This window comes from Anaeromusa acidaminophila DSM 3853 (genome assembly GCF_000374545.1).
In the GTDB taxonomy this organism is placed as follows: Bacteria; Bacillota; Negativicutes; order Anaeromusales; family Anaeromusaceae; genus Anaeromusa; species Anaeromusa acidaminophila.
Window position 1 is genome coordinate 14,661 of record NZ_KB894588.1, and the last position, 24,148, is coordinate 38,808.

26 protein-coding genes, 1 tRNA gene and 1 riboswitch are annotated in these 24,148 nt (G+C 48.7%); of the genes, 2 read left to right on the forward strand and 25 right to left on the reverse strand.

Annotation, left to right across the window (positions count from 1 at the left end; genetic code table 11):
• Positions 1-2 precede the first annotated feature (2 nt).
• From murG to mraZ, 8 genes are all read right to left on the reverse strand, one after another.
• Positions 3-1,106, reverse strand: coding sequence for an undecaprenyldiphospho-muramoylpentapeptide beta-N-acetylglucosaminyltransferase (gene murG / locus C508_RS0106245; RefSeq protein WP_018702690.1), 1,104 nt, complete (start codon positions 1,104-1,106; stop codon positions 3-5).
• Positions 1,103-2,479, reverse strand: a complete 1,377-nt coding sequence (gene murD, locus C508_RS0106250) for a UDP-N-acetylmuramoyl-L-alanine--D-glutamate ligase (RefSeq protein WP_018702691.1) — start codon at positions 2,477-2,479, stop codon at positions 1,103-1,105. The genes murG and murD overlap by 4 nt, the downstream gene beginning before the upstream one ends.
• A gap of 28 nt (positions 2,480-2,507) precedes the next feature.
• On the reverse strand, positions 2,508-3,476 hold the full coding sequence (mraY, locus tag C508_RS0106255; protein WP_018702692.1) for a phospho-N-acetylmuramoyl-pentapeptide-transferase: 969 nt from the start codon (positions 3,474-3,476) through the stop codon (positions 2,508-2,510).
• A gap of 33 nt (positions 3,477-3,509) precedes the next feature.
• Positions 3,510-4,883: a UDP-N-acetylmuramoyl-tripeptide--D-alanyl-D-alanine ligase gene (locus tag C508_RS0106260; RefSeq protein WP_018702693.1), complete on the reverse strand. Its 1,374-nt coding sequence runs from the start codon at positions 4,881-4,883 to the stop codon at positions 3,510-3,512.
• A gap of 2 nt (positions 4,884-4,885) precedes the next feature.
• A complete protein-coding gene (locus C508_RS0106265) occupies positions 4,886-6,376 on the reverse strand; it encodes a UDP-N-acetylmuramoyl-L-alanyl-D-glutamate--2,6-diaminopimelate ligase (RefSeq protein ID WP_018702694.1) in 1,491 nt (496 codons plus the stop codon).
• Between the two features lie 146 nt (positions 6,377-6,522).
• Positions 6,523-6,978 (reverse strand): FtsB/FtsL family cell division protein, encoded by a 456-nt coding sequence (locus C508_RS17965; protein WP_018702695.1) that lies wholly within the window; start codon positions 6,976-6,978, stop codon positions 6,523-6,525.
• Between the two features lie 22 nt (positions 6,979-7,000).
• Entirely contained in the window at positions 7,001-7,960 is a 960-nt protein-coding gene (gene rsmH / locus C508_RS0106275; protein ID WP_037350879.1) for a 16S rRNA (cytosine(1402)-N(4))-methyltransferase RsmH, read from the reverse strand.
• Positions 7,960-8,391 carry a division/cell wall cluster transcriptional repressor MraZ gene (gene mraZ, locus C508_RS0106280; protein WP_026319400.1) on the reverse strand — a complete coding sequence of 144 codons (432 nt, stop codon included), beginning with the start codon at positions 8,389-8,391 and terminating at the stop codon, positions 7,960-7,962. Before mraZ ends, rsmH begins: the two co-directional genes overlap by 1 nt.
• Before the next feature lie 298 nt (positions 8,392-8,689).
• On the opposite strand from mraZ, the gene C508_RS0106285 reads away from it, so the two are divergent.
• Positions 8,690-8,890: a DUF1858 domain-containing protein gene (locus C508_RS0106285; protein WP_018702698.1), complete on the forward strand. Its 201-nt coding sequence runs from the start codon at positions 8,690-8,692 to the stop codon at positions 8,888-8,890.
• A 65-nt stretch (positions 8,891-8,955) separates the two neighbouring features.
• On the opposite strand, the gene trxA is transcribed toward C508_RS0106285, so the two are convergent.
• From trxA to C508_RS20820, 17 genes are all read right to left on the reverse strand, one after another.
• On the reverse strand, positions 8,956-9,279 hold the full coding sequence (gene trxA / locus C508_RS0106290; protein WP_018702699.1) for a thioredoxin: 324 nt from the start codon (positions 9,277-9,279) through the stop codon (positions 8,956-8,958).
• Entirely contained in the window at positions 9,280-9,678 is a 399-nt protein-coding gene (locus C508_RS0106295; RefSeq protein WP_018702700.1) for a CoA-binding protein, read from the reverse strand.
• A gap of 56 nt (positions 9,679-9,734) precedes the next feature.
• A complete protein-coding gene (gene plsY / locus C508_RS0106300) occupies positions 9,735-10,328 on the reverse strand; it encodes a glycerol-3-phosphate 1-O-acyltransferase PlsY (RefSeq protein ID WP_018702701.1) in 594 nt (197 codons plus the stop codon).
• A gap of 15 nt (positions 10,329-10,343) precedes the next feature.
• The gene (gene der, locus C508_RS0106305) at positions 10,344-11,675 is read right to left on the reverse strand and encodes a ribosome biogenesis GTPase Der (protein WP_018702702.1); all 1,332 of its coding nucleotides are present in this window, start codon (positions 11,673-11,675) and stop codon (positions 10,344-10,346) included.
• Between the two features lie 40 nt (positions 11,676-11,715).
• Positions 11,716-12,252 carry a cob(I)yrinic acid a,c-diamide adenosyltransferase gene (locus tag C508_RS0106310; protein ID WP_018702703.1) on the reverse strand — a complete coding sequence of 179 codons (537 nt, stop codon included), beginning with the start codon at positions 12,250-12,252 and terminating at the stop codon, positions 11,716-11,718.
• A complete protein-coding gene (locus tag C508_RS0106315) occupies positions 12,249-13,556 on the reverse strand; it encodes a DUF512 domain-containing protein (protein WP_018702704.1) in 1,308 nt (435 codons plus the stop codon). The genes C508_RS0106310 and C508_RS0106315 overlap by 4 nt, the downstream gene beginning before the upstream one ends.
• A gap of 135 nt (positions 13,557-13,691) precedes the next feature.
• Positions 13,692-14,882 (reverse strand): amidohydrolase, encoded by a 1,191-nt coding sequence (locus C508_RS0106320; RefSeq protein ID WP_018702705.1) that lies wholly within the window; start codon positions 14,880-14,882, stop codon positions 13,692-13,694.
• Positions 14,882-15,301 carry a VOC family protein gene (locus C508_RS0106325; RefSeq protein ID WP_018702706.1) on the reverse strand — a complete coding sequence of 140 codons (420 nt, stop codon included), beginning with the start codon at positions 15,299-15,301 and terminating at the stop codon, positions 14,882-14,884. Before C508_RS0106325 ends, C508_RS0106320 begins: the two co-directional genes overlap by 1 nt.
• A 114-nt stretch (positions 15,302-15,415) precedes the next feature.
• Positions 15,416-15,492: transfer RNA gene (locus C508_RS0106330), tRNA-Val, on the reverse strand.
• Between the two features lie 39 nt (positions 15,493-15,531).
• Positions 15,532-16,671 carry a YibE/F family protein gene (locus C508_RS0106335; protein ID WP_018702707.1) on the reverse strand — a complete coding sequence of 380 codons (1,140 nt, stop codon included), beginning with the start codon at positions 16,669-16,671 and terminating at the stop codon, positions 15,532-15,534.
• Positions 16,671-18,149 carry an alkaline phosphatase gene (locus C508_RS0106340; RefSeq protein ID WP_018702708.1) on the reverse strand — a complete coding sequence of 493 codons (1,479 nt, stop codon included), beginning with the start codon at positions 18,147-18,149 and terminating at the stop codon, positions 16,671-16,673. The genes C508_RS0106335 and C508_RS0106340 overlap by 1 nt, the downstream gene beginning before the upstream one ends.
• Before the next feature lie 136 nt (positions 18,150-18,285).
• Entirely contained in the window at positions 18,286-19,419 is a 1,134-nt protein-coding gene (locus tag C508_RS0106345; protein WP_018702709.1) for an acyl-CoA dehydrogenase family protein, read from the reverse strand.
• 104 nt (positions 19,420-19,523) lie between these two features.
• Positions 19,524-20,306 (reverse strand): alpha/beta hydrolase family protein, encoded by a 783-nt coding sequence (locus tag C508_RS0106350; RefSeq protein ID WP_018702710.1) that lies wholly within the window; start codon positions 20,304-20,306, stop codon positions 19,524-19,526.
• Positions 20,307-20,370: 64 nt separating this feature from the next.
• Positions 20,371-20,973, reverse strand: a complete 603-nt coding sequence (locus tag C508_RS0106355) for a 3D domain-containing protein (RefSeq protein WP_018702711.1) — start codon at positions 20,971-20,973, stop codon at positions 20,371-20,373.
• Positions 20,974-20,986: 13 nt separating this feature from the next.
• A riboswitch (cyclic di-AMP (ydaO/yuaA leader) is annotated at positions 20,987-21,124 on the reverse strand.
• Positions 21,125-21,193: 69 nt separating this feature from the next.
• The gene (locus C508_RS0106360; RefSeq protein WP_018702712.1) at positions 21,194-22,420 is read right to left on the reverse strand and encodes a M20 family metallo-hydrolase; all 1,227 of its coding nucleotides are present in this window, start codon (positions 22,418-22,420) and stop codon (positions 21,194-21,196) included.
• Positions 22,421-22,444: 24 nt separating this feature from the next.
• Positions 22,445-23,116, reverse strand: a complete 672-nt coding sequence (locus C508_RS0106365) for a ferredoxin-like domain-containing protein (protein WP_018702713.1) — start codon at positions 23,114-23,116, stop codon at positions 22,445-22,447.
• Positions 23,117-23,198: 82 nt separating this feature from the next.
• The gene (locus tag C508_RS20820; protein ID WP_018702714.1) at positions 23,199-23,333 is read right to left on the reverse strand and encodes a hypothetical protein; all 135 of its coding nucleotides are present in this window, start codon (positions 23,331-23,333) and stop codon (positions 23,199-23,201) included.
• A gap of 271 nt (positions 23,334-23,604) precedes the next feature.
• Between C508_RS20820 and tpx the strand changes: the two genes are divergently transcribed.
• Positions 23,605-24,117, forward strand: coding sequence for a thiol peroxidase (tpx, locus tag C508_RS0106375; RefSeq protein ID WP_018702715.1), 513 nt, complete (start codon positions 23,605-23,607; stop codon positions 24,115-24,117).
• Positions 24,118-24,148 lie beyond the last annotated feature (31 nt).

Here is a 24,148-nt window from a genome sequence, read left to right on the forward strand (position 1 = left end):
CGCTACTTAGCCAATTTAACAGCCCATTCGGCAATATCCCTAGCCGCTTGGGGACGTCCCAACGCCTTGCTGGCTTCCGCCATGGCGGCCAGCTGCTGTGAATCATCCAATAATGTCAACACGTTTTCTCGCAAAAGTCCTTGTTCCAATTGCGCATCACCTAACACTTTGGCGGCTCCAGCATTAGCCAGTACACGCGCATTCCATTCTTGATGATTTTCCGCCGCATACGGATACGGCACTAAAATTGCCGGAATGCCGCGTACAGTCAATTCCGCAATTCCCAGCGCCCCGGCGCGAAATACCGCTAAATCTGCTGCCGCTAAGGCCGCTGGCATTTCATGCAAATAGGGACGAACAAAAAGGCGCGGAGCTTCATAAAGCCCACGTCGCCGCAGTTCGTCAACTACGTTATTATACTCGTTCTTCCCTGTAATGTGCAACACTTGTACATCTTCCCTCACCGCTAAGGAAGCGTGCACTTCCAGCATGGCCTGATTAATGCTGCGGGCGCCTCGACTGCCGCCAGCTACCAGGAGCGTCTTACACGAACGTTTCAAGCCCAATTTCTGCAAGCTTTCCTCCCGTTGCGCCGTCAGCACCTCGCGTCGTACCGGATTGCCGGTCACCGCTTGGCAGCAGCGGCTGGAAAAACGGCTTGACGCCTCAGCGTACCCCAATGCCACGCCATCGACAACATGGGAAAGGAGGCGATTCGTAATACCGGCAACAGCGTTCTGCTCTTGTATTAAGGTCGGAATGCCTAACAGAAATGCCGCTAACAGCACCGGCCCGCAAACATAGCCGCCAGTACCTACAACCACCTGTGGCCGAAATTGACGTAATAACCGTATAGACTGCCCTACGCCGCCTAAGGCGGTTGCTGCCGCTTGCATACTAGCAAGCAAATTTTTACGGTTCAAGCCGCGAGAAGAGACAGTAGCAAAGGGGATTCCCGCCTTAGGAACCAAATCTGCTTCAAGACCGCTTGCTGTACCAATATACAAAAGTTCCGTTCCCGGACGCAAACGACAAAGTTCCTCGCCAATCGTCAACGCCGGATAAATATGACCGCCGGTTCCACCGCCGGACAATACCACCTTCATGCTTGCCCTCCTGTTGCCGCCTCCAGAGCTGCAACACAGTCTTTGAAAAAGCGCCCGCGCTCTTCGAAACTAGAAAATTGATCAAAGCTAGCGCAAGCTGGCGACAACAAAATTACTTCCGCAGGTCTCGCCAACCCTCGGGCCACTTGTACCGCTTCTTCAACGCCGGAAACAAGGTGAATTTGCTGCACCCCCGCTTGCCGGGCCGCTTCTTCAAAACGTGCTGCCGCCGCACCGAATAAAATTAAGTGCCGAGTCTTCTCCTTAACCAACTTCATCATAACCTGCAAATCTGTATTTTTATCTTTGCCTCCCGCCAAAAGAACAATTCCGGTATCAAATGCTTCTAGCGCCTTAATGGTCGATTCCGGATTTGTGGCCTTGGAGTCGTTATAATATTTTACTTTGTTAACTTCAGCCACGAATTCAATACGATGTTCCACGCCTTCAAATGATCGCAGCACTTGGCATATCACCTGCGGAGTAACGCCTGCCACATACGCCATTGCCGCCGCAGCCAATACGTTTTCCACATTATGAGCGCCTGGAAGGCCTAGCTCCGTTACATTGAGCAGCGAGACTTCCGCCCCTTGCCAGCGAATCACTATTTCCCCTGAACGAACAAAGGCGCCTTCCGGCAACGCTTCTAAGCGACTAAAAAAAAGAGCTCTCCCTGGAGCCCGTTTGGCCATTTCACGCGTTATCGGGTCATCATAATTTAGCACGACAACATCTTCAGCGCCCTGCTTATTAAAGACCCTCTCTTTTACACGGCTATACTGCCCTACAGTGCCATGGCGCTCTAAATGGTCTGGCGTCACATTCAATACGGCTGCAACACAAGGACGAAACTCCTGTACGCTTTCCAATTGATAACTGGAAATTTCAGCCACTACCATATCATTAGCGCCCAAATCCAACACCTGCTCTGAAAGACCTGCGCCAATATTGCCTCCCACCGCCGTTTTAAAACCGCCAGCCCTGATCATGTCCCCCAGCAAAGTCGTCGTAGTAGTCTTACCGTTCGTACCTGTAATAGCCAGCATAGGGGCTTTACACAGCTGATACGCAATCTCTACTTCACTAACTACCGGAATACCCCTTTGCTGCGCCTTGCGAACATACGCCGCCTTTAATGGAATGCCTGGAGACACGACCAAGAAATCAGCGCCTTCCAAACACTCTTCCGCTTCCGCGCCTAATTGCAAATGAATCCCTTCATTCGCCAAATTCAAAACCTCTACCGGCAGTTGCTCCGCTTCTTTACCGTCCACCAACGTTACATCCGCCTGTACATGGCGTAACGCTTTGGCTACTGTTACGCCGCTCACGCCTGCCCCTAATACAACAGCCTTCTTTGCTGCTATTTCCATACGTCTTCCTCCTACCTGCTCCTGTTGGTCAGCGCAAGCCGCTCATCCACAAAACGCCCAACGCCGCCAACGCCGCGCCTACGCCGCTTAACCAAAATACCAAAACCACTTTTCGTTCCGACCATCCTCCCAATTCGAAGTGATGATGCAGGGGGCTCATTCGAAAAATACGCTTGCCTGTCGTTTTAAAAGAAAACACCTGCAAAATAACCGACAAGGCCTCTGCTACAAATACAAGACCTACAATCCCTAACAACAATTCGGTCTTCGTTAATACAGCCAAAGCCGCTAGTGCACCGCCCAAGGCCAACGATCCTGTATCGCCCATGAAGATCTTCGCAGGATGCGCGTTAAACCGTAAAAACCCCAAACAGGAACCTGCTAACGCCACAGCAAATGCGCCAAGCCCTTCATGTCCAAAGTAAGCGGCAATAACAGCATAACAAACACTGGCAATCGTCATAGTTCCTGCTGCTAAGCCATCTAAGCCATCCGTCAAATTCACAGCATTGCTGGCGCCAACAAGAATAAAGAATAAAAAGGCATAATAGCCCCAGCCCAAGTCCAGCATCTGTGAAGTTCCCGGAAGCCATACTTCCGTACCTCGCTGCAAATAGGCCTGCGCCACATACGCCAGTATAGCAGCAAGCAACGCCTGTCCCAAAAGTTTTTGTTTAGCAGTCAGGCCTAGGTTTCGCTTCAAGACTACCTTAATATAATCATCACTAAAACCAATCAAACCATGCCCTACAAAAACCAAATACGCTACCAGTACTTCCGGACGCCACCCGCCAAAAAGCAAAGTAACTACCGTCATAGACAAAAGCATCAGCAAACCGCCCATCGTAGGCGTTCCCGCTTTAGCTAGATGACGCTGGGGTCCTTCTTCACGAATACTCTGTCCAAATTTCAGTTTATGCAAAATTGGTATCAATATTGGCCCTGCCGCCAAGACAATCGCCAAGCCGGCAAGGCCCGGCAAAATCCATTCCATCATTTTTTAATGACTCCCTGTTTTTGTTATTTGATTTCAACGCAAGCGCTCTAAAATTGCCTCCATATGCATGCCGCGCGAACCTTTTACAAGCACCGTATCCCCCTTACGCAAGATGCTTCGCAAGGCATATTGCGCTTCGCCATGATCATTACAGGCCAAAGCAATTTCCGCTCCTGCCAGTCTGGCTGCTTCAGCAATATAACCTGCCAAAGGACCTACTGTCACAACATGACGTATGCCGGAGTTAACCAAATGAGCGCCAATAGCTCGATGCGCTTCAATCGCCGCATCTCCCAATTCCAGCATATCTCCTAAAACAGCTACAACCCGTCCCTGCGCAATAGCAACCACAGTGTCAATCGCCGCTCGCATCGATAAAGGACTTGCATTATAAGCATCGTTAACCAATAAATACCGCGGCGTCTGTTCAAATTCAAACCGCATGCCGCTCGGCTCATAGCGCCGCAGCGCAGCAGCAATATCCGCTAACGATAAGCCAGCTACTTCCCTTGCTATGGCTATGGCCGCCAAGCTGTTATAGACATTATGAACGCCTACTGCAGGAATCTCCATTACTTGCCGTTCTTCTTTATAGCAGCAAATATACCGAATCCCTTGCGCGGAATAATGAACCTCCGCCGCCCATACGTCAGCCTTTTCGCTCAAGCCATACGAAACTACGCGACAAGACGCTTGCGCCGCCATAGACCTCACCAAGGCATCATCCTGATTCAATACGGCTATGCCTTCACTAGGAAGCGCCTGCACCAATTCCGCCTTCGCTTTAGCAATATTAGCCACCGATCCGAGAAGTTCCAAATGCGTTTCTCCTACATTTGTCACAATTCCTTGCGTCGGCCTGGCAATATCCGCTAGTTCTGCGATCTGTCCCAAACCTCTCATGCCCATTTCGACTACAGCCGCTTCATGGCAAGCTTCCAACGATAGCAATGTTAAAGGCAATCCAATTTCGTTATTAAAATTACCCTTTGTTTTCAATACATTAAACCGCGCTCCTAACGCTGCCGCCACCATATCCTTCGTACTAGTCTTACCATTAGAACCAGTTACGGCAATAACAGGAATGGTAAAGCGAAGCCGATGAAAACGCGCTAAATCCTGCAATGCTTTACGCGTATCGGCAACCAAAACCACTGGAATCAATGCGTTTTCCAGCACCGCCTCTTCGCGCTGCACCACAAGAGCCGCCGCACCGGCGTCTACTGCATTAGCTAAAAAGTGGTGACCGTCAAAGGAATCCCCAACCAACGCCACAAAAAGTTCACCTTGCTGCAATGCGCGCGTATCGGTTGAAACCCCAGCGCAAGACTGTTGCTCACGCCCCCCCTGTATCACCGTGCCTCCCGTAGCTTCCACTATTTCTGCTAACGTAAATTGAGCGCTCATTTTTATGCCTCCTTTTGCCGCAGCCATTCCTGAATTATTTCCTTATCATCAAAATGAATGGTCTTATCTTTTAAAATTTGATAATTTTCATGTCCCTTACCAGCCACTAGAATGATATCTCCCGACTGAGCCAACTCCAAAGCGCGCCCAATGCCTTCGCGGCGATCCACTATTTTTTCGTATTGCACCTCCGAGCGCAATTCCCTTAAAATCCCCACTTCAATTTCACTCAAAATAGCTTCCGGCTCTTCAGAACGAGGATTATCAGAAGTAGCGATAACCACATCGCTATACTTGGCAGCCAACGCTCCCATCAAAGGACGCTTCGTGCGATCGCGGTCACCGCCGCAGCCAAATACGGTCAACACTCGGGCAGGCTTCATCTCTCTGGCTGTACGTAGAATGTTTTCCAAACCGTCCGGGGTATGAGCATAATCAACAATAACAGCAAATTCCTTACCGCCATCTACTCGTTCAAAACGCCCTGGCACGCCAGCAAAGGATGTCAATGCTTCTTGTATTACCGTCCAAGCCACGCCTTCACTTAAGGCCGCCCCAATGGCGCCTAATGCATTGTAAACATTAAAGCGTCCTGTAAGAAGCAATTTGACTGGCTGTTCCTCGCCTTTTCGCCGCAACATAAAACGCGCGCCTTCTGGCGTCACTTGAACCTCTTTAGCCAACAAATCCGCTTCTTTATTCTCGATTCCATACGTAAGTATGTCACAGTTTGCCGCTTGCCTCATAACATCCGCTGCTGCATCATCCGCATTAATCACCGCATGTTTCCCTGTTTTGCTTATTCCTTGTGAAACAAGAGAGAACAAACGCGCTTTGGCTGCTGCGTATTCATCAAAAGTTTTATGAAAATCCAAATGATCCTGCGTCATATTCGTAAACATCGCCGTATCAAATTCACAGCCGGCAACACGGTTCAAGGCCAAAGCATGCGAAGATACTTCCATTACGACATAATCCATCCCGGCTTCCGCCATGCGCCACAACAATTCCTGAAGTTCAATTACATCAGGCGTCGTATTCTTAGCAGGAACCTTTTCATCGCCTATGAGCGACTGAATGGTCCCAATCAGTCCTACTCGATAGCCTGCCGCCTCCAAAATAGCTTTTAATAAATAGGTCGTAGTAGTTTTGCCGTTTGTGCCGGTGACCCCTAGCAAGCGCAGTTTTTCTGTCGGTCTGTCATAAAAAAAAGGAACAATGCGTCCCATAGCTTCACGTACATCTGGAACTACAACCACAGCCGCCCCAGCAACTGTTAGAGGCCGATCCGCTAACAAAGCCACCGCTCCCGCCGCCACTGCTTTTTCAGCAAAATCATGCCCGTCTACTTTACTACCAGGCAAACAAACAAACAGGCTTCCCTTTTTTACCTGCCTGGAGTCCTGGGTAATGCTCGTAATTACAGCCCCGCCATTTCCTTGACATTGGGCTTCCGGCAATAACGCTATAAGTTCTGACAGCATCTTTCGCATCAGTACATCTCCTCTGTTCTGCATTTACTTGCTATTAATTGTAACGATTACTATAAAAAAAGTCCAATCACGAAAGTATGACAAAATACGAAAAAGCAACCGTACTGGCTGCTTTTCATAACTCTATTAATAAAACATATAATACCTTAACGATTAGTGCCTGCTTGCGCTGTAGCACCTTTTAAGTTGGCTTTTACACGATCCCAAAGATTATCCTGTGTTTCCACCGAGGCATAATTAGGAGCCGTCTGCGGAGAAATACAATACAAGTTTTGCGGAGTCACCATCCCCAACTCACGCGTGGCAACAGCCTGAATACGCTGCGGCGCTTTAAGTTGAGCAATTTCCAACTGCAATTGCTCATTCTCTTTTTCCAATGCCATAATTTGAGATTTCGTCTTTACAACCGAATAGCCAGTCGTTACAACGAACTCACTGCAAACTGCACCAACAATAGCCAACAATGCTATACCGCAAACAAGCAAGCCCACTCTCGCCCTCAAGCGAACATCGCATTGCGGCTGCTTACGAGAGATTTTTGCAGGTGTATGTTGCTGTTCTTCTACAGGATATTTCCACTCCTGTCTTTGTTGAGCCAACATGCAAGTCCCTCCTTGGATCTAATTACCTGCCAAGTTTTTCAGCGATACGTAATTTGGCGCTTCTCGCCCGGGGATTGTTCTCTAACTCTTGGCTGGAAGGCGTAATCGCCTTTCCTACCAACCGCACTTGCGGCTGCTGCCCGCACATGCAGACAGGGAACTTAGGCGGACAAATACATCCCTTCGCAGCTGCAGCCAACGCTTGTTTCGCTGCACGGTCTTCTAATGAATGAAAAGTAATAATAGCCAATCTCCCGCCTGGGAGTAAGTGTTCAATGGCTGTACGAAACGCACCTTGCAAAATTTCCAATTCGTGGTTCACTTCAATCCGAATCGCCTGGAAGGTGCGTTTGGCCGGGTGCGGCCCATCTCGCCGAGCGGCAGCTGGAATCGCTCGTTTGATAATATCCACTAATTGGCCAGTCGTCTCGATAGGAGCTGTCTGCCGAGCACTTGCAACAAAGGATGCAATGCGCTTAGCCCAACGCTCTTCCCCGAATTCTTTAATGATGTGCGCCAATTTCTCTTCTTCGTATATATTGACCACATCGTAAGCACTAAGCGCCTGCTGCGGATTCATCCGCATGTCAAGAGGAGCATCCTGCTGATACGAAAACCCACGTTCTGCAACATCCAATTGATGAGAGGAAACACCAAGGTCAAAAACGATGCCGTTGACCTTTTCCACACCCAATTCCTGCAAAACATCGTCAAGACGAGAAAAATTACTATGAACTAAATCCACTTGGCACGCCACGCCGTGCAATCTTTCTTTGCCAGCCGCCAACGCCGCAGGATCCTGATCAATACCTATTAAACGACCTTGTGCGCTCAATTGGTCCGCTAACCATTTTGCATGGCCAGCTCCGCCCAAAGTACAATCCACATAAATCCCCGCAGGATCCTTTAATACCGCCTGCACGGTTTTTTCCATCAGTACGCTGACATGGTGAAACTCTTGCAAAACAAACCTCCTCGTCATCAAATCCCCAGATCCACTAACTCCTGGGTCAAATCCGACACGCTCGGAGCCAGCGCTTCATTATAAGCAGACCAAGCGCTTTGACTCCAAATTTCGATACGATTTGATACTCCGATGACGACAACATCTTTTTCTAACCGTGCATGTTCACGCAGCACGGGCGGAAGTAATATTCTTCCTTGTTTATCATACCCTATTTCTGCTGCTCCTGCAAAGAAAAATCGTGCAAAAGCTCGGGCTTCTGGCTTAGCAAGCGGCAATTTTTTCAATTTTTCCTCTAAAATACTCCATTCCGATACGGAGTAACCAAACAAGCAAGCATCAAGCCCTTTGGTAAAGATAACACTTTCTCCTAGCTCTTCGCGAAATTTAGCAGGCAAAATCAGGCGACCTTTGGCGTCTAAAGTATGTTGATACTCTCCCAAAAGCACCTTTATCACCCACTTCCCTCCACTTTAACCCACATTTATGCATATTCGGATTCATTAGGAAAAATCCTGCTAAAACTTCCATGTTTTTTACATTTTTTATGAAAAAAGAGCAAACGCCCTAGACATCAAGACTTTTGACCTATTTTTAGTCTTTTTGCAAAATTAGCGCATTTTTTTCGCCTTTCCTTGTATTGCAACAGAAAAAAATCGCTTTCAAGGTGTGATCTTAGCAGATCGATGATATAATATAAATCATAGAATCAGTTCTACAAGAACAGAGAGTACTAGGAGGAACATTATGAACACCATCACAAAAGACATGAGCATCATCGAAGTAGTCCAACAACATCCTGAAACTGTGGACGTATTCCGCAATTTCGGCATGGGCTGCCTAGGCTGCGCCGCCGCTCGCTTTGAAAACATTGAACAAGGCGCCAGCGCTCATGGCATTGACATTGAAGCGCTAATCTCCTCGTTAAACCAAGCGATTGCCCAATAAAATAAGGCATACGAAAAGGCCGCCTTTTGGCGGCCTTTTCGTATGCCTTATTTTATTGGCTTATTTTAAAGCAGGGGTTCGATCTTTCCTAAAATGGAAGCCTTCGGCAAAAAACCGACGATTTTTTCCGCTGCCTCTCCATCCTTAACCAGCATCATCGTTGGCAGACCTTTAATGTCATAGCGTTGAGCCAGCGAGCGATTTTCATCGACGTTGATTTTTACGATTTTCAGTTTATCCGCCAGTTCCGACGATATCTCTTCTAAAACAGGAGTCAGCTTGTTGCAATAGCTGCACCAGGGCGCCCAAAAATCAACCAACACCGGTTGCTTCGCATCCAACACTTCCTCCTGGTACATTGCATCATTTACTTCTTTCAAAGTAGCCATTTATACTCCTCCTTTGTGCCTTAATTCGATCATGATACACGCGTCATAGACCACCTGCAATCCTAGTTCTTTGGCCTTTTCCACCACTTCCGCCGTATCAGCTCCCGGTTGCAGCCAGACTTTGGAGATATTCAGGCGCTGGCATTCCTCTAAAATTCCCAAAGCAACCTTCGGAGGTACTACGACATTTACCGCTTCAACCGGTTCCGGCAAATCCGCCAAAGAAGCGTAGCAAGGCTGGCCTTCAATTTCTTGCAAGCCCGGGTTGACAGGCAGGACATGCAAGCCATTGTTCCGCATCACTTGAAAAATTTTATAGCCAAATTTCCCTTTGTTGGAGGTCGCTCCTACTAACGCCCAATTTTTACATTGCAGCAAAGCTGCTATTGTTTCTTTCATGCCAGTCCCTCCTTTAGGAAATATATTCTTTCTAGAATGCCAAACTCCTGCCTTAGTCAGCGCTTACCTGAACGAATCTTTGATTCTTCGCCTCTCAGCAAGCGTTGAATATTGGGTCGATGACGCACGATAACAAAGGCGGCCGCCAACACTCCAAATGCTAAAACAGCCGGTTCTTCTCCGAAAAACCACATGCATACAGGAACCAATGCCGCCGCCACAATAGAAGCCAGCGATACATAGCGGGTCAGCCAAACAATCAGCGCCCAAACCGCAAAAACAAGCAACGTCACCTTAGGTACCAAAAAAGCAATAACCCCTAAACCGGTCGCCACACCGCGGCCGCCTTTAAATCCTAGAAAAACGGACCAATTATGTCCCGCAATAGCTGCAATGCCAGCCGCTACCAACCAAAGAGGAGGCGCCGCCATTTGGCTAGCCAGCCAGACGCCAAAAACCCCCTTGGCGGCGTCTGTCAAAAACACCCAGAAAGCAGGCCACGGCCCCAGCACCCGAAACGCATTGGTTGCACCAATATTACAGCTGCCTAATTGGCGCAGATCTGTATGCCAAAAAGTTTTCCCCAATAATAAACCGTTGGGAACGGACCCCACCAGATAGCTCACAGCGACAATCCAAAGAAACTCCACAATGCAGCCTCCTTTTTAAGCATCTTCCTTTTCCTTGCGGTTACGCACTACCAATTTTAGCGGCGTACCTTCAAAGCCAAAGCTCTCACGCAAGCGATTTTCCAGAAAACGCAGATACGAGAAATGCATCAATTCCGCTTCGTTAACAAAAAAGACAAACGTCGGCGGCTGCACATCCGCCTGGGTAGCAAAATAGATACGGAGCCGCTTGCCATGTCCTGTGGGCGGCGGATTTATCGCTACTGCGTCTTCAACCACTTGATTCAACACGCTGGTCTTCACACGCATATTGTGCTGTTCCGCCACATATTTAACAAGCTCTGTCACCCTCGGCACCCTCTGTTTGGTCAAAGCTGACAAATAAACGACCGGCGCATACTGCAAAAAGGCCAACTCGTTGCGAATGGCTTCCGTATAACGCAAAGAGGTTTTGCTGTCTTTTTCTACCAAATCCCATTTATTGACGACAATCACACAAGCGCGGCCTGCTTCGTGAGCATAACCTGCAATTTTCTTATCTTGTTCAGTTACGCCTTCCTCGGCATCAATCACCATTAGCACAACATCAGCTCGATCCACAGCTCGCAGGGAACGAACAACACTGTAACGCTCAACCGGCATTTCAATCTTTGCTTTACGACGCATACCCGCCGTATCAATCAACATATATTTTTGCCCGTCTTTAGTGAAATGCGTATCAATGGCATCGCGAGTTGTACCGGGAATATCACTGACAATAACCCGATCCTCACCAATCATGGCATTAACCAAAGATGATTTGCCAACATTCGGCCGACCAATTACCGCCACTTTGATTACATCTTCTTCAACCGCTTCCGTCTCTGCATCGGCGGGAAAAGAAGCAACTACCGCGTCTAGCAGATCGCCCAAGCCCATAGCATTGGCGGCGGAAATACCGATAGGATCGCCCAAACCCAAGTTGTAAAATTCATAAATAACCATTTCTTGATTGATATGATCCACCTTGTTCACGGCTAGCACAACTGGTTTCCTTGTGCCGCGCAACATGTGAGCTACTTCTTCATCAGCATTGGTCGCTCCTGTTTTGCCATCTACGACAAATACAATAACGTCCGCCTCTTCCATAGCCAGGCGGGCCTGGTGGCGCATTTGGCTCAAGATTTTATCTTCTGTCTCAATTTCAATCCCGCCAGTATCAATCATGGTGAATTCTTTTCCCAGCCACTCGCCGTCCATATAAATACGGTCCCGGGTTACCCCTGGCATGTCTTCCACAATGGATACTCTCTTCTTGCCTATCTTGTTAAACAAAGTAGATTTGCCAACATTCGGCCGGCCAACAATGGCCACTATCGGTTTGCTCAATGTCTCGCACCTTCTTTCCGCCGCAACCCTGCAGTCCGGCTCAATGGTCAATCCCTTCACGCATTTCAATGCCTTGCACAAAAGGATGACGCAGTTCCTTCATCTCCGTAATCAAGTCCGCCTCCGCCATTATTCCTGGCGTAGCGTAACGCCCGGTCATCACAATCTCTGCGCGCGGCTGCGGCCGCTTCTTATGCTGCCACAACGCGGCGACAACTTCCGCTTCCGCCAGCAAACCGCATGCAACTGCGATATTAATTTCATCCAAAACAACCATCTCATAATCGCCTTTTTCAAAAAAAGACCTGGCTAATTCCCAGCCCTGCCGCGCTAATCGACGATCGATTTCCTCGGGTTGGTCCAAATTGACAAAATCATTTCTCCCCACAGGAAACAAGTCGATCCCATCCAACTCTTGGAGCGCCTTTACCTCGCCATACTCTGGATCATCCTTCATGAATTGCACAATCGCAATCCTCCAGCCTTTTCCCCAAGCCCTTAGCGCTAAGCCCAATGCCGCTGTCGTCTTCCCTTTGCCATCGCCGGTATACACCTGGATTAAGCCCAAGCGTTTCAAAGGATTCGCCCCCTCAGCAAGCCAAACAGGTCTTCCGCCCCATGAGCAATGCGCACGTCGCAGCCAGCTTGTTCACTCACCTGCTCCAGCGTCATATCGTCAAGGAAGATGGCCTCTCCCTTGCGCAAAGCCACTCCCGGCAGAATCAAGCGCTGTGGGCGCGCTCCTTCCCGTTGCAACGCTTTTATAATATCGCCGCCTGTCAAAAGGCCTGTCACGGTAATGGCTGGCCCGAAAAACTCATTGGCTACCTCTATCACTCGCACATGCTGCCACAAAGGACCTGCCAGCAACGGCTCCAGCACCTTGGACGCTGATGCTCCTGCTACAATCCAGATATCTTCTGCCGCAGGCTGAGTGTTTTGCACCTCCTGCAGTTGCCGTTCCCAGTCCGTTAAAAAATCGCGCACCATGCCTACGCCGTTTTCCAGTTGCGGAAACCCTTCATAAGCCTCTTCTGTCGGCCAAGAACGTTCCGCTGCCAGATAAAATTCATCTCCCAAAAAGACAAAACGCGTCTGAGCCTCTTTCAAGAAACGTTCTTGGCAAAGAGCGACCTCGTCAATAATCCGCCCCGCCTCTTCCGGCGTAAGGCCTCTCAGCTCCGCACAGCCCTGGCGATGCTGCGTCAGGCCCACCGGCACAATAGCCAGCGACTGCACAGCCGGACGCAACGCGTATAAATCAGCAATGGTTTTTTGCAGCACCTCGCCGTCGTTATGCCCAGGGCATAAAACTACCTGCGTATGCATTTCAATGCCTGCCTCTGCCAGCCGTTGCAACTGCGGCAGAATTTCCGCCGCTTTCGGCTGATTCAGCATAGCGGCACGCACGGCGCCGTCAGTAGCATGCACGGAAATATAAAGAGGAGATAAATGCAGGCGGAAAATACGCTCCCAGTCCGCCTGGCGCACATTGGTCAGAGTAATAAAATTCCCATACAAAAAAGACATCCGATAATCATCGTCTTTTACATACAGGCTTTGCCGCATTCCCGACGGCATTTGGTCGACAAAGCAAAAAATGCAGCGATTGCCGCAACGACGAATGCCGTCAAAAACAGCTTCATCAAACTCAATTCCCAGTTCTTCATTATATTCTTTTTCAATCTCTACGACTTCATCGCCGTCTTCCGTCCGCACCGTCAGCACAACTTCTTCGTCGGCCACGGCAAAACTCCAATCGATAACATCCTCCATCGCCTGGCCGTTCACCAAAAGAATTTCATGGCCTGGCTGTAGGCCAATTTCTTCGGCAATGCTGCCGGGCTGAATCGAGGAAATGATGGCCCTGCGCTGTCCCAAAGCCTTTCACCTCTCCTTATTGTTGCGCTTTATCGTGCAACACATATTTATTAATAATACCGTGTTCCAAGCATCCTTTCAAGTGCCGAAAAGCCATTGAAAAGACCATGAACGCAACGCTTCATGGTCTTTATCTCAAGCCTTTTCCAACAGCGTCCAGGCGCTGCGCGCCAATACGGCCGCTCCGATCGGCAAGGCCGCCTCATCAATATCAAACCGCGGATGATGATGCGGAAAAGAAATGCCCTTTCCCTCATTGCCAGCGCCGACGAGTAAGAACGTCCCCGGAACCTTAGCCAAATAGCAAGAAAAATCTTCCCCTACCATGACCGGAGGAAAATCCCGCTTTACATTTTCGGCTCCCGCCACCGCCGCCGCTTCTTGAGCAACAATGGCCGTCACAGCCGGCTCATTAACAACAGGATCATGCCCATAAATGCGCTTTAACACATACGCAACGCCTTCAGCTTCGCAAATCCCTCGGCACACTTGTTCCAAGCGCTGAAACAAAGTCTCCCGTACGGACTGAGAAAAGCTGCGAATGGTTCCTTTCAAAACAGCCTTCCCTGGAATAACATTAAAAGCGTCCCCCGCCTGAAGCATGCCCAGCGCCAATACTGCCGGTTCCAGCGGATCAATCACCGCGCTAACAGAGCCGCGCAACGCCACAGCAATTTGCGCCCCTGCCGCAAGAGCGTCTACTGTCTGAAACGGCATGGAAGCATGACCGCCTTTTCCTTGCACGATAATTTCAAAAGCATCCGGACTAGCCATTACCGGCCCTTGCACAGCGGCAATCATTCCCGCCGGCAATGGCTGCCATAAATGCAATCCCACAATAGCGCTTACGCCTTCCAGCGCCCCTTCGTCAATCAGCGCCTGCGCGCCGCTAGGAAAATTTTCTTCACAAGGCTGAAACAACAACCGCACGGTTCCCGAAAGCTGTTCTCGCTGCTGCACCAAGGCTGCAGCAGCGCCCAATAAGCCAGCCATATGCCCATCATGGCCGCAGGCATGACAAATACCAGACATGCACGAGCGGTAGCTTTCCGGTCCCTGGTCTTCTACCGACAGTGCATCCATATCCGCCCGCAAAGCCACTATTTTCGACGCAGCACGCCCGCCGACAATATCAGCGACAATACCTGTACCAGCAACTTTGCGCGGTGACAAACCCATTTTGCCAAGTATATCGAGCATTTTTTTCTGCGTGGCCTTTTCCTGCCCGCTTAGCTCCGGATGTTTTCTAAAGTGCCGACGCCAAGCAATAATCTGATCTGTGTTAGCCTCAATCGACAACTGCAAATTAAGAAGTGAATTGCTCATCAACGAGCCTGCCGAAAGGAATCATAGATTTTTTGATACTCCGGAGTCGCCGGGATCGCTTCATAAATATAAAGATGAATTCCATTAGGATCATCCACAACAAAGCTGCGCTCTCCCCAAGGCTTATCCTGGAGCGATTGCACAAGCGACAACCCCGCGTCTTTTAAACGCTGGTACTCGGCCTGCACATCGGGCACTTCAAAAGAAAGAATGGTGCCGGTACCGCAAAAAAATTCCCCTTCATCTCGGCGCGGCAAGGTAAAGCTCAAACCGCTGGTCGGCATGCCCGGAACCATCATTTCCAAATACCAATCACTCTCATACACTAATTCAAAATCAAAATAATTCATATAAAATTCTTTAGATTCCTGCAGTTTATCAGTACAAAACGTTGCATCCACCCGCGTAATTTTCATCATATCCGTTCGCCCCCTGGAGTATTGTTTCTTATCGTTTATGAATTCCCTATGCATCGCCGTTTTCCCTGCCACGACAAAAAAAAGCTCCCGTACACGGGAGCTTTACTTGTTAATTGGTGGGGTTAAACGGGCTCGAACCGCTGACCTCATGCATGTCAAGCATGCGCTCTAACCAACTGAGCTATAACCCCAAGGACAGTGGTAATTATAATACGTTCAGCCCTTAAAAGTCAAGGCTTTTTTGCTGATAATTCACATACCGCCACAGATGAAGGTTCCGCCAACAGTACTCCTGCCAACAAAGCCGTACAGGGCGCCACCAGAACTACTCCGATACTGCCGGTTAAGGTGTGCAGTATTTCTGCTGCCACATACGTCAAATTCAGAACATTGACTACTGGCGTCCCTTGGGCAATAAAAACCATCATCAGCGCCATAAAGGAACCGCTGTAAGCTAAAAGAAGCGTAGTCGTCATCGTGCCCACTACCGCCCGCCCAATATGCATTCCGGAAGCAATAGCCTCGCTTCTCGCTAGGTCTGGCCTCTTACATTTCAGCTCGCCGACAGCCACCGCAATATCAACAGCTACATCCATCATCGCCCCGGAAGACGCCAGCATAATTCCAGCAAAAAACATTCTCGTCAGGTCTAGCTGAGCATACCCCATATGCAACAAAGTCTCCGCATATGGCAAAACCGCACCGTGAACCCGAAATAGCTGTCCGAATAAAAACGCCAGCAATACAGCCCCTAAAGCGCCTCCTATAGTACCGCAAAAAGCCGCTAATGCAATGCGGTTAAAGCCGATAACCAACAGCGTAACCGTACCGACAATAGCCGCTACAACTAAGACGGACACAAGCACTGGATCCCACCCAAGTAAAACCAGCGGCCACAACACCTTCCACAAAACCAAAACGGTAAATACAAAAGAAAGAAGCGCTTTCAGTCCCGTCCAGCGGGCATACCAGCACAAAAGCGTTGCAAAGAGAAAAAAGAGCAACCCCTCTGCGTACAAGCGATAATGATCCACTACATTGGCGGCCTGAATCTCGCCTGCCGTCCCCTTGATAGTCACCAGCGCCATATCGCCAGAGGCGAACATCTTATCCATCTCCAGTTTCCCTAAAAGCGTATTGCTGCAAACAATGGTCTTTCCTTCATACGGACCGTCCATAATCTGCAGCACAACCTCCTGTACGCCGGTGCGAACTACCCCTCGGGCGTAAACATGTTCATTATCAACTGAAAGCACCCTGCCTTGGGCCCGCACATAGCCGTCTTCCTCCGGTTCAAACTGGCTTGGCAGCCAGTATAAACCGAAGGACAATAATAAAATGACAATGACAACGATTCGATCTCGTTTCATTATTTGGCAACACCCATGATATTCATTATTTTCTTGGCCACATCCGTATTATCATAATATCCCTCAAACACACCGCTGCCGGTTCCTTGGGCATACACAGGCACGGCCACGCCGGTATGAGCGTAGGTGGTCCAGCCAATTCCTGCACGCTGGTTCAACAGGTGCGTCACCGTTACAGAAAAGGGTTCATAGGGTCCGTATGCCAAGGTAGTTTCTTCGTCAGTTGGACGTTTTTTCGGATCGATCATGCTGGCGGCCAACGCTTGATTCAAGCGACTTTTCTCGTAGGCAGTCAATTCGTTCATACCAAATTGATTAGCCAAAGCAGGCAGCCAGTCATCCAAATTGGCATTAGAAGCGCCCACTTGATCGCGGTAGGTTTTGATCTGCTTGTCAAATTCTTCATAAGACAAGGTCTGTCCACCCAATTTACTAAAAAACGTCTTGTACCCAGTCCCGGCAAAGCCAATGGTCATGCCGCCAGTCTCATGGTCGCCAGTAACGACAATCAAAGTTTCATCCGGATGTTTGGCATAAAACTTCAGCGCTTCTGCGATAGCTTCTTCAAAAGCCACGACATCTTTTACCGTTGTTGCTGCATCATTCGCATGACAGGCCCAGTCGACTTTGCCGCCTTCCACCATCATGAAGAAACCGTTTGGATTATCAAGCATTTCAATCCCTTTGCGAGTAAAGTCTGCCAAAGACACTTTTTCTCCTCGATCAATTTCATACGACATAGCTTCTTCCGCCGCCAGATCCGGAGCTATAGCGATCGTTTTCCCAGCACCCTTGCCGAGTTTTTGAATTTCTTCCGTTGAAACAGCTACTTGATAGCCTTTCTGTTTAGCAAGCTCCAATAAGTTAGGCTGATCTTTTTTCTTACCCGTAGGCGCCAACAGACCGCCGCCGGCAAAATAATCAAAATTGCTGTTGATTAGTTCCTGACCAATTTCATAATAGTTTTTGCGAGTCGGCTGATGCGCGTAAAAAGCGCCTGGAGTCGCATGATCCAAAGATACGCTGGAGACAATGCCTACTTTCATGCCTTTTTCCTTGGCCATTTCCGCCATGGTTTTAAACTTAACGCTCTTTGTAGGATCCATGCCCAAAATGTCATTATTGGTTTTGTTGCCAGTCGCCAAAGCGGTTCCTGCGGCAGCTGACTCCGTAATGAATGTATCTGCCGACTGTGTTCTCTGCACGCCCTGATGAGAAAAGGCGGTAAAATTCATAGGCTGCCTGCCCATAGGTCCGTTGCCATTCTGAGTCCCTTTAAAAATCTCTGTGGAATTAATCTGACTTAACGCCATACCGTCTCCAATAAAGTAAAATACGTATTTCGCTTTTTTCCCGTAGTAAGCCTGATCGTTAGCCGCATCAGCCACTGCATTTGTCTGAGGCATAGCCAGAGCCGCCAAAATCGCCACCATCACCGCTAGCGCAGCACAGGGCATGAGCCATTTTTTCTTGTTCACACAATCTCCTCCTACTATGTATTTTTCTACCTCTTCCAGTATAAAAATTCTATGTAAAGTTCACGCTATGGAATTGTTAAAATTCAGTAAATAAAAAAGCCTCCGTCAAAACGGAAGCTTTTCTGCAGCCTATTCTTCAATACAACACAGCATTGGCAATTACCAAACGCTGAATTTGGTTCGTTCCCTCATAAATCTGCATAATCTTAGCATCACGCATATATTTTTCCGCCGGATACTCTTTCGAATAGCCATAGCCTCCCATTACCTGTACGGCATCTACGGTCACTTTCATAGCTACATCAGAAGCAAAGCATTTGGCCATCGCCGCTTCCTTGGAATAGGACATTCCTTGATCTTTTAGCCAGCAAGCCTTATGCACTAATAACCGAGCCGCCTCGATTTGCATAGCCATATCGGCCACCATCGCCTGCACCAATTGGAAAGACGCCACAGGCTTACTAAACTGCTGTCGTTCCTTTGCATATTTCACTGCACAATCTAAAGCCGCCTGAGATATCCCCACAGATACGGCTCCTACCAAAGGTCGGGCCGCATCCAGCGTTTTCATAGCCAGTTTAAAACCTTCGCCTTCTCGGCCAATGCGGTGTTCTTCCGGTACTCGCACACCGTCGAGAATCAATTCGCAAGTATCAGAGGCGCAAATCCCCATTTTTTCTTCTTTTTTTCCTACAGAGAAACCAGGAGTTCCTTTAGTCAAAAGGAACGCTGTCAACCCGCGAATGCCCGCCGCTTTACGCGTATTGGCAAAAACAACAAATATTTCCGCACTGGAAGCATTGGTAATAAAGCATTTATTGCCAGTTAAAATATATTCATTGCCATCCTTTACAGCAGACGTAACAACGCCTCCAGCATCTGAACCTGCATTCGGCTCTGTCAGCGCAAACGCGGCCAATTTTCCTTCATTTAATTTGTCAAAAAAGAACTTCTTTTGCTCTTCCGTCCCTAACAACAATATTGGATACGCCGCCAACGCATTGGCGGCAATACTGGTAGCCACCCCGGCACAGCCTTTTCCTATTTCCTCGTACAGCAGCGCTACGGTCAGCGCATCAAGTCCAGGACCGCCATATTCTTCAGGAACAATCAAGTTCAACAGGCCCATTTCATGAAACTTTTCCTGCAAGCCCGGCCTCAGTCCGCCTGCAGCGTCCATCTCTCCCGCATATGGCGCAACTTCTTTTGCAATGAATTCTTGGGTCATGTTTTTCAAGTCCACTTGATCTTGGGTCCATTGAAAATCCATACATACCCTCCTTGCCTGCCCGGCACGACGCCTGCCTCACGCTCCCTTGCCATCCCGGCTGCAACACTTAGGAAGCAGCAATTGCCGCAATAGTATCTTTTTTCTTACAGTATACATGAACTGGATATTTTTGTATACCACGACTCCACCCAGGCCACTACCGCTGCTGCGCTTTCCTGAAAATGCTCGCTGAATTGATGGTCCGCTCCTTTTAAAACAACCAGTTCACAAGGACCTTTGGCAGCCTCTGCATAAGCCAGCGCCTGTTCCACTGGCGCCAATTCGTCTTCTGAGCCATGCAAAATCAGCACAGGAAACGCTGCTCCCAATGCCGCCAACTTTCCCGGCAGATTCACTGTCGCGAAGCCCTTAACGAAATCCGCTTCCAACCGGAGATACCCCCATTCATCCTGCAATTCCAATCGATTTCCTTGCTGTAATTGCCTATATGCAGCCAACCCTAAGGCGTTTTGAAAGGTCACCTGCAAATCGCTAGGAGTCGCCCACAAGCAAAGTCCCTTCACCCTCTTGCCCAATTGACCGGCAGCCAGCAACGACGCGCAACCTCCCATACTGCGCCCCAAAAGAACTACTGACCCCCATCCTTGGCGCTGCATCCACCCGGTCACGCAAAGTAGTTCTTCAACTTGCCTGTCCAAAGACTCACAGGGTGTAAAATCAAATCGAAGCACTCCCATACCTTTAGCGCACACCTGTTCCGCCAGATCCACCGCTCTGCCATTTCCGTCCTTAGAGCCGCGAAAGCCATGACTCATTACCAGCCAATAAGCATCTTGCTCGGCTACGCCTCTGGGATAATGCACCACCGCCTGAAGTTCACTACGCGGCCCAGGAATATTAAACTCTTCTTTTACTCCATTTTCCATCTATACCACCCCATGAAAAAAGGCAGGCTCAAGCCTGCCTGAATCATTTAATATACGTATTTTTTTATAAAATGTACACCGTAATGTGTCTGACGCCAAAATTGATAGCTTCTTGATGGCTGTCAAAAGCCAAGTCAATAACGTGACCCTTAATGGCGCCTCCGGTATCGTCGGCTATAGCAAAGCCGTATCCTGGGATATACAACCTAGTCCCCAAAGGAATTACATTGGGATCCACCGCCACTAACCCTTTGTGCAGCAAATTCCCGCGAGCCGTATAGCTGCCGCATCCAGGGTCGAATCGAGAATACGCCGTAGCCTTCATATTTATGGATCGCCCAAAACGGCTCGGCTGTTCTTGCGCCCGCTCTAGCGCGCTCAGCGTACCTGCATCGACTACTCCAGTTACTCCTAGACCACTCATGCTTTGAAAATCAGCAACCGCCTGCCAAGTTTGCGGACCAAATACGCCATCTACGGACCCGGCGTAAAAGCCTTGACTGGCTAACAGATGCTGTACTCGCATGACATTCTCCCCGCGCATCCCCTGTTGCACAACCGAGTGTTCTTGGCGCGTCACAGGTGGTACGCTTGTTGCCGCAAATACCGCTGGCAGCGCAAAAAACAAGCCACAGAATGCGAAAACCATGATTTTCTTTAAACACATCAAATTAAATCACCTCTCTTTAAACTCCTGCCTCCGAGGTTAGCTGTCGGGTTCGGGTTGAAAAAGAGAGAGAAAATACCCTTCCGCCTAGGCGGATTCACCCCATAAGTTGGTTCCCCCGTACCATAAATGGATTCGGCAGTATATTTTCATCTTACTCCATTTTTTACTGCGCCGTCAAGGTTTGCTACTAGACACCCTCATTGCGCCCCCCTTCGCTTTAGGCAAGTAAGCGTCGCAGCATAGCTGTAAGAACCTGCACTCCAGCCTCAATATCTTCAGGAGCTGCATATTCATCAGGATGATGACTAACACCATCGCGGGAGCGCACAAAAAGCATCCCTGCCGCTGTAATCTTGGCCATATTCATGGCGTCATGGCCTGCGCCGCTTACTGCGCGCATCCATTCGACGCCTACTTCGTCCGCCGCTTTTTCCGCCAAAGCAACCAAATCGTCATCCATCGCTACCGGTTTGTCAGCTGAGAGCATTTCGATGGTCACTGGCGTTTCATACTCTTCCGCAATCGAAAGTGCAGCATCTTTTATTTCCTGAAGGCTTTCTACAATATATTCGTAATCAGTTCCGCGCAGATCCACCCACAATTCAACCTTGCCCGGCACTACGTTCATAGCCCCAGGATAGACTTTGAGATTTCCGACAGTCGCCACTATATCATCTTCCGCGTGATCATTAGCAATATTTCGAATAGCCAGCACCAGTTCCGACGCACTGACCAACGCATCATAGCGGTCATGCATGGGCGTAGTCCCTGAATGACCTGCTATGCCGCTCACCGTCATCTTAAAGCGCGTAGGCGCAGCAATGGCTTCCACAATGCCTACAGCAGCACCACGTTCCTCAAGCTGCTTACTTTGGTCAATATGCAATTCCAAGTAAGCTTGATATGTTCGCTCAGCTATAACACATTGTTTCAAATTTTCAAAAGAAAGCCCTTCTGCGGCTAACGCCGCAGGAAAGGTAACCCCCTGACTGTCGACAGCTCGCTCCCAAGCATTTAAATTAGCGCTGCCTGTCATCGCTTTGCTGCCCATTGTGGAATGTGAAAACCGACTAGACTCTTCCGCGACAAAAACAATCACTTCCACGGTACGCCGCAGCGGCCCTGCCGCCTTCAGGCGCCCTACCGCGGCAAGCGCGCCCACAACGCCGACAACGCCGTCATAGTGCCCGCCATGCGGCACTGTGTCCAAATGCGACCCCATAGCCACAGGCGGCAATTGCGGCTCCAATCCTTCTAAACGGCCAATTACGTTACCGATAGCATCACTGCGCACCGACATTCCTAAAGACTCCATAATAGAAGCGACATAACTTCGCGCTTCCTTATCGGCAACCGTAAAAGCCAAACGATTAGCCGCCCCCGCTTCATCCGCGCCCATGGAGGCGATAGTGTTAATGGTTTTCACAATCCACTGTTGGTCCATTGAAAAGCCTCCTTCTCTCAAAAACTACAAGACTGCCGCTTGCACTGTTTCCAACCCTAAACGGTCAATCATACGTCCTAAACGTTCGTTTTTATTAGCATTTGCTTTATAATAGGTCACAATTCGATCAACCAAAGCGATGACTTCTTCTTGATTCAAGCCTTGAGCCACTTCATTGCCCAACCGAGGCTTCACGCCTCCATTTCCTCCCATCAGTACCGTAAATCCCTTCGGCAAGCCGATAATGCCGATATCTTTCAGCACAGGCTCCGTACAAGCATTCACACAACCAGACACCGCAATTTTAAATTTAGAAGGCAATTCCATACCGTGATAACGTTCATCCAAAGCCAGCCCCAACGTAACGCCGTCTTGCTGCGCCCGTTTACAAAAATGCGTAGCCGGGCAAATTTTTATGCTGCGCACGCAAAGACCAATGGCATGCCCTTTGTCCATGCCCAGTTCCTCCCAGACCTTGTCAATATCTTCTTCTTTGATGCCAACAATAGCAATACGCTGCGCCATAGTTAGCTTCAGCGCCTGGGCCTGGTATTTCTTCGCTACGTCCGCAATTTTGTGCAATACATCAGGATCTAGAATAATGCCTCCGGGAATGTGCGGCGCAACCGCATACGTATTGCGATCCCGTTGTACAATAGCGCCTTTTTCCAGCATGTCCATTTTCTGTGTTGTCATAGCACCCTCCGCGAATTAGTATTATTTAAGAAAAACTTCTTTTAAATTATACCTTATTTGTCACAATTTGACCAGTATCTTCTTAAAACAAAGCCGATCCAATCATGAGCAATAAGAGAATCACAGCTACCGCACCACCAATATACATAGCTGCACGTCCCATCTTACGGCTTTCTTCGCGGTGCATCACTTTTCGACTAACCCCTTTTGTGCGCATAATTGCCCCTCCTGTATGCCTTACTTCACCTAGTAGTCATTTTCGCTATTTAATTTTAAAACCCCTGCTCTTTCCTTGTTTTCTTCTCTCTTTAACAACAAAATGATTTTTCTAACTCAATTTCTCTTTTGAAAATATCTAGTTACATAATCAATAATAATTATTGTTGACATTTCCAGTCAGTTTGATAGAATATAACTGTAGTTGAAAAATATTATTATTTAGCTTCGATTATCGTTTATAAAACCTAAAAATAAAAGGAGGCTTTTACATGGAAAAGAGAAGCGGTTACTTAAAAATGAAAGGTACTCCCTTGACCCTTTTGGGGCGGGAATTGAAAGTTGGTGAAAAAGCGCCTGATTTCCAAGCGCTTACACAAGATTTACAACCTTTCTCACTGTCTGATACAGCTGGTAAGCTCCGCGTCATCAGCGTAGTGCCATCGATTGATACTCCTGTTTGCGATGCGCAGACTCGGTTTTTCAATCAAGATGCATCCAAGTTTCCGGATGTCGCCATTCTCTCCATCAGCGTGGATTTGCCCTTTGCCATCAAGCGTTATTGCGCAGCCCAGGGCATCGAAAATCTCACCACCCTCTCAGACCACAAAGCGCTGGATTTCGGTTCTAAATACGGCTTTGTTATCGAAGAACTGCGCCTGCTCTCGCGCGGCGTCATCGTCGTAGACAAGGACGATATCATCCGTTACATCCAATATGTTCCTAACGTAGAAGATGCGCCTGATTTCGACAGCGCTTTAGCTGCCGTAAAGACTCTTGCTTAGAAAAAGAAAAAACTCCCGAAACCATTGGTTT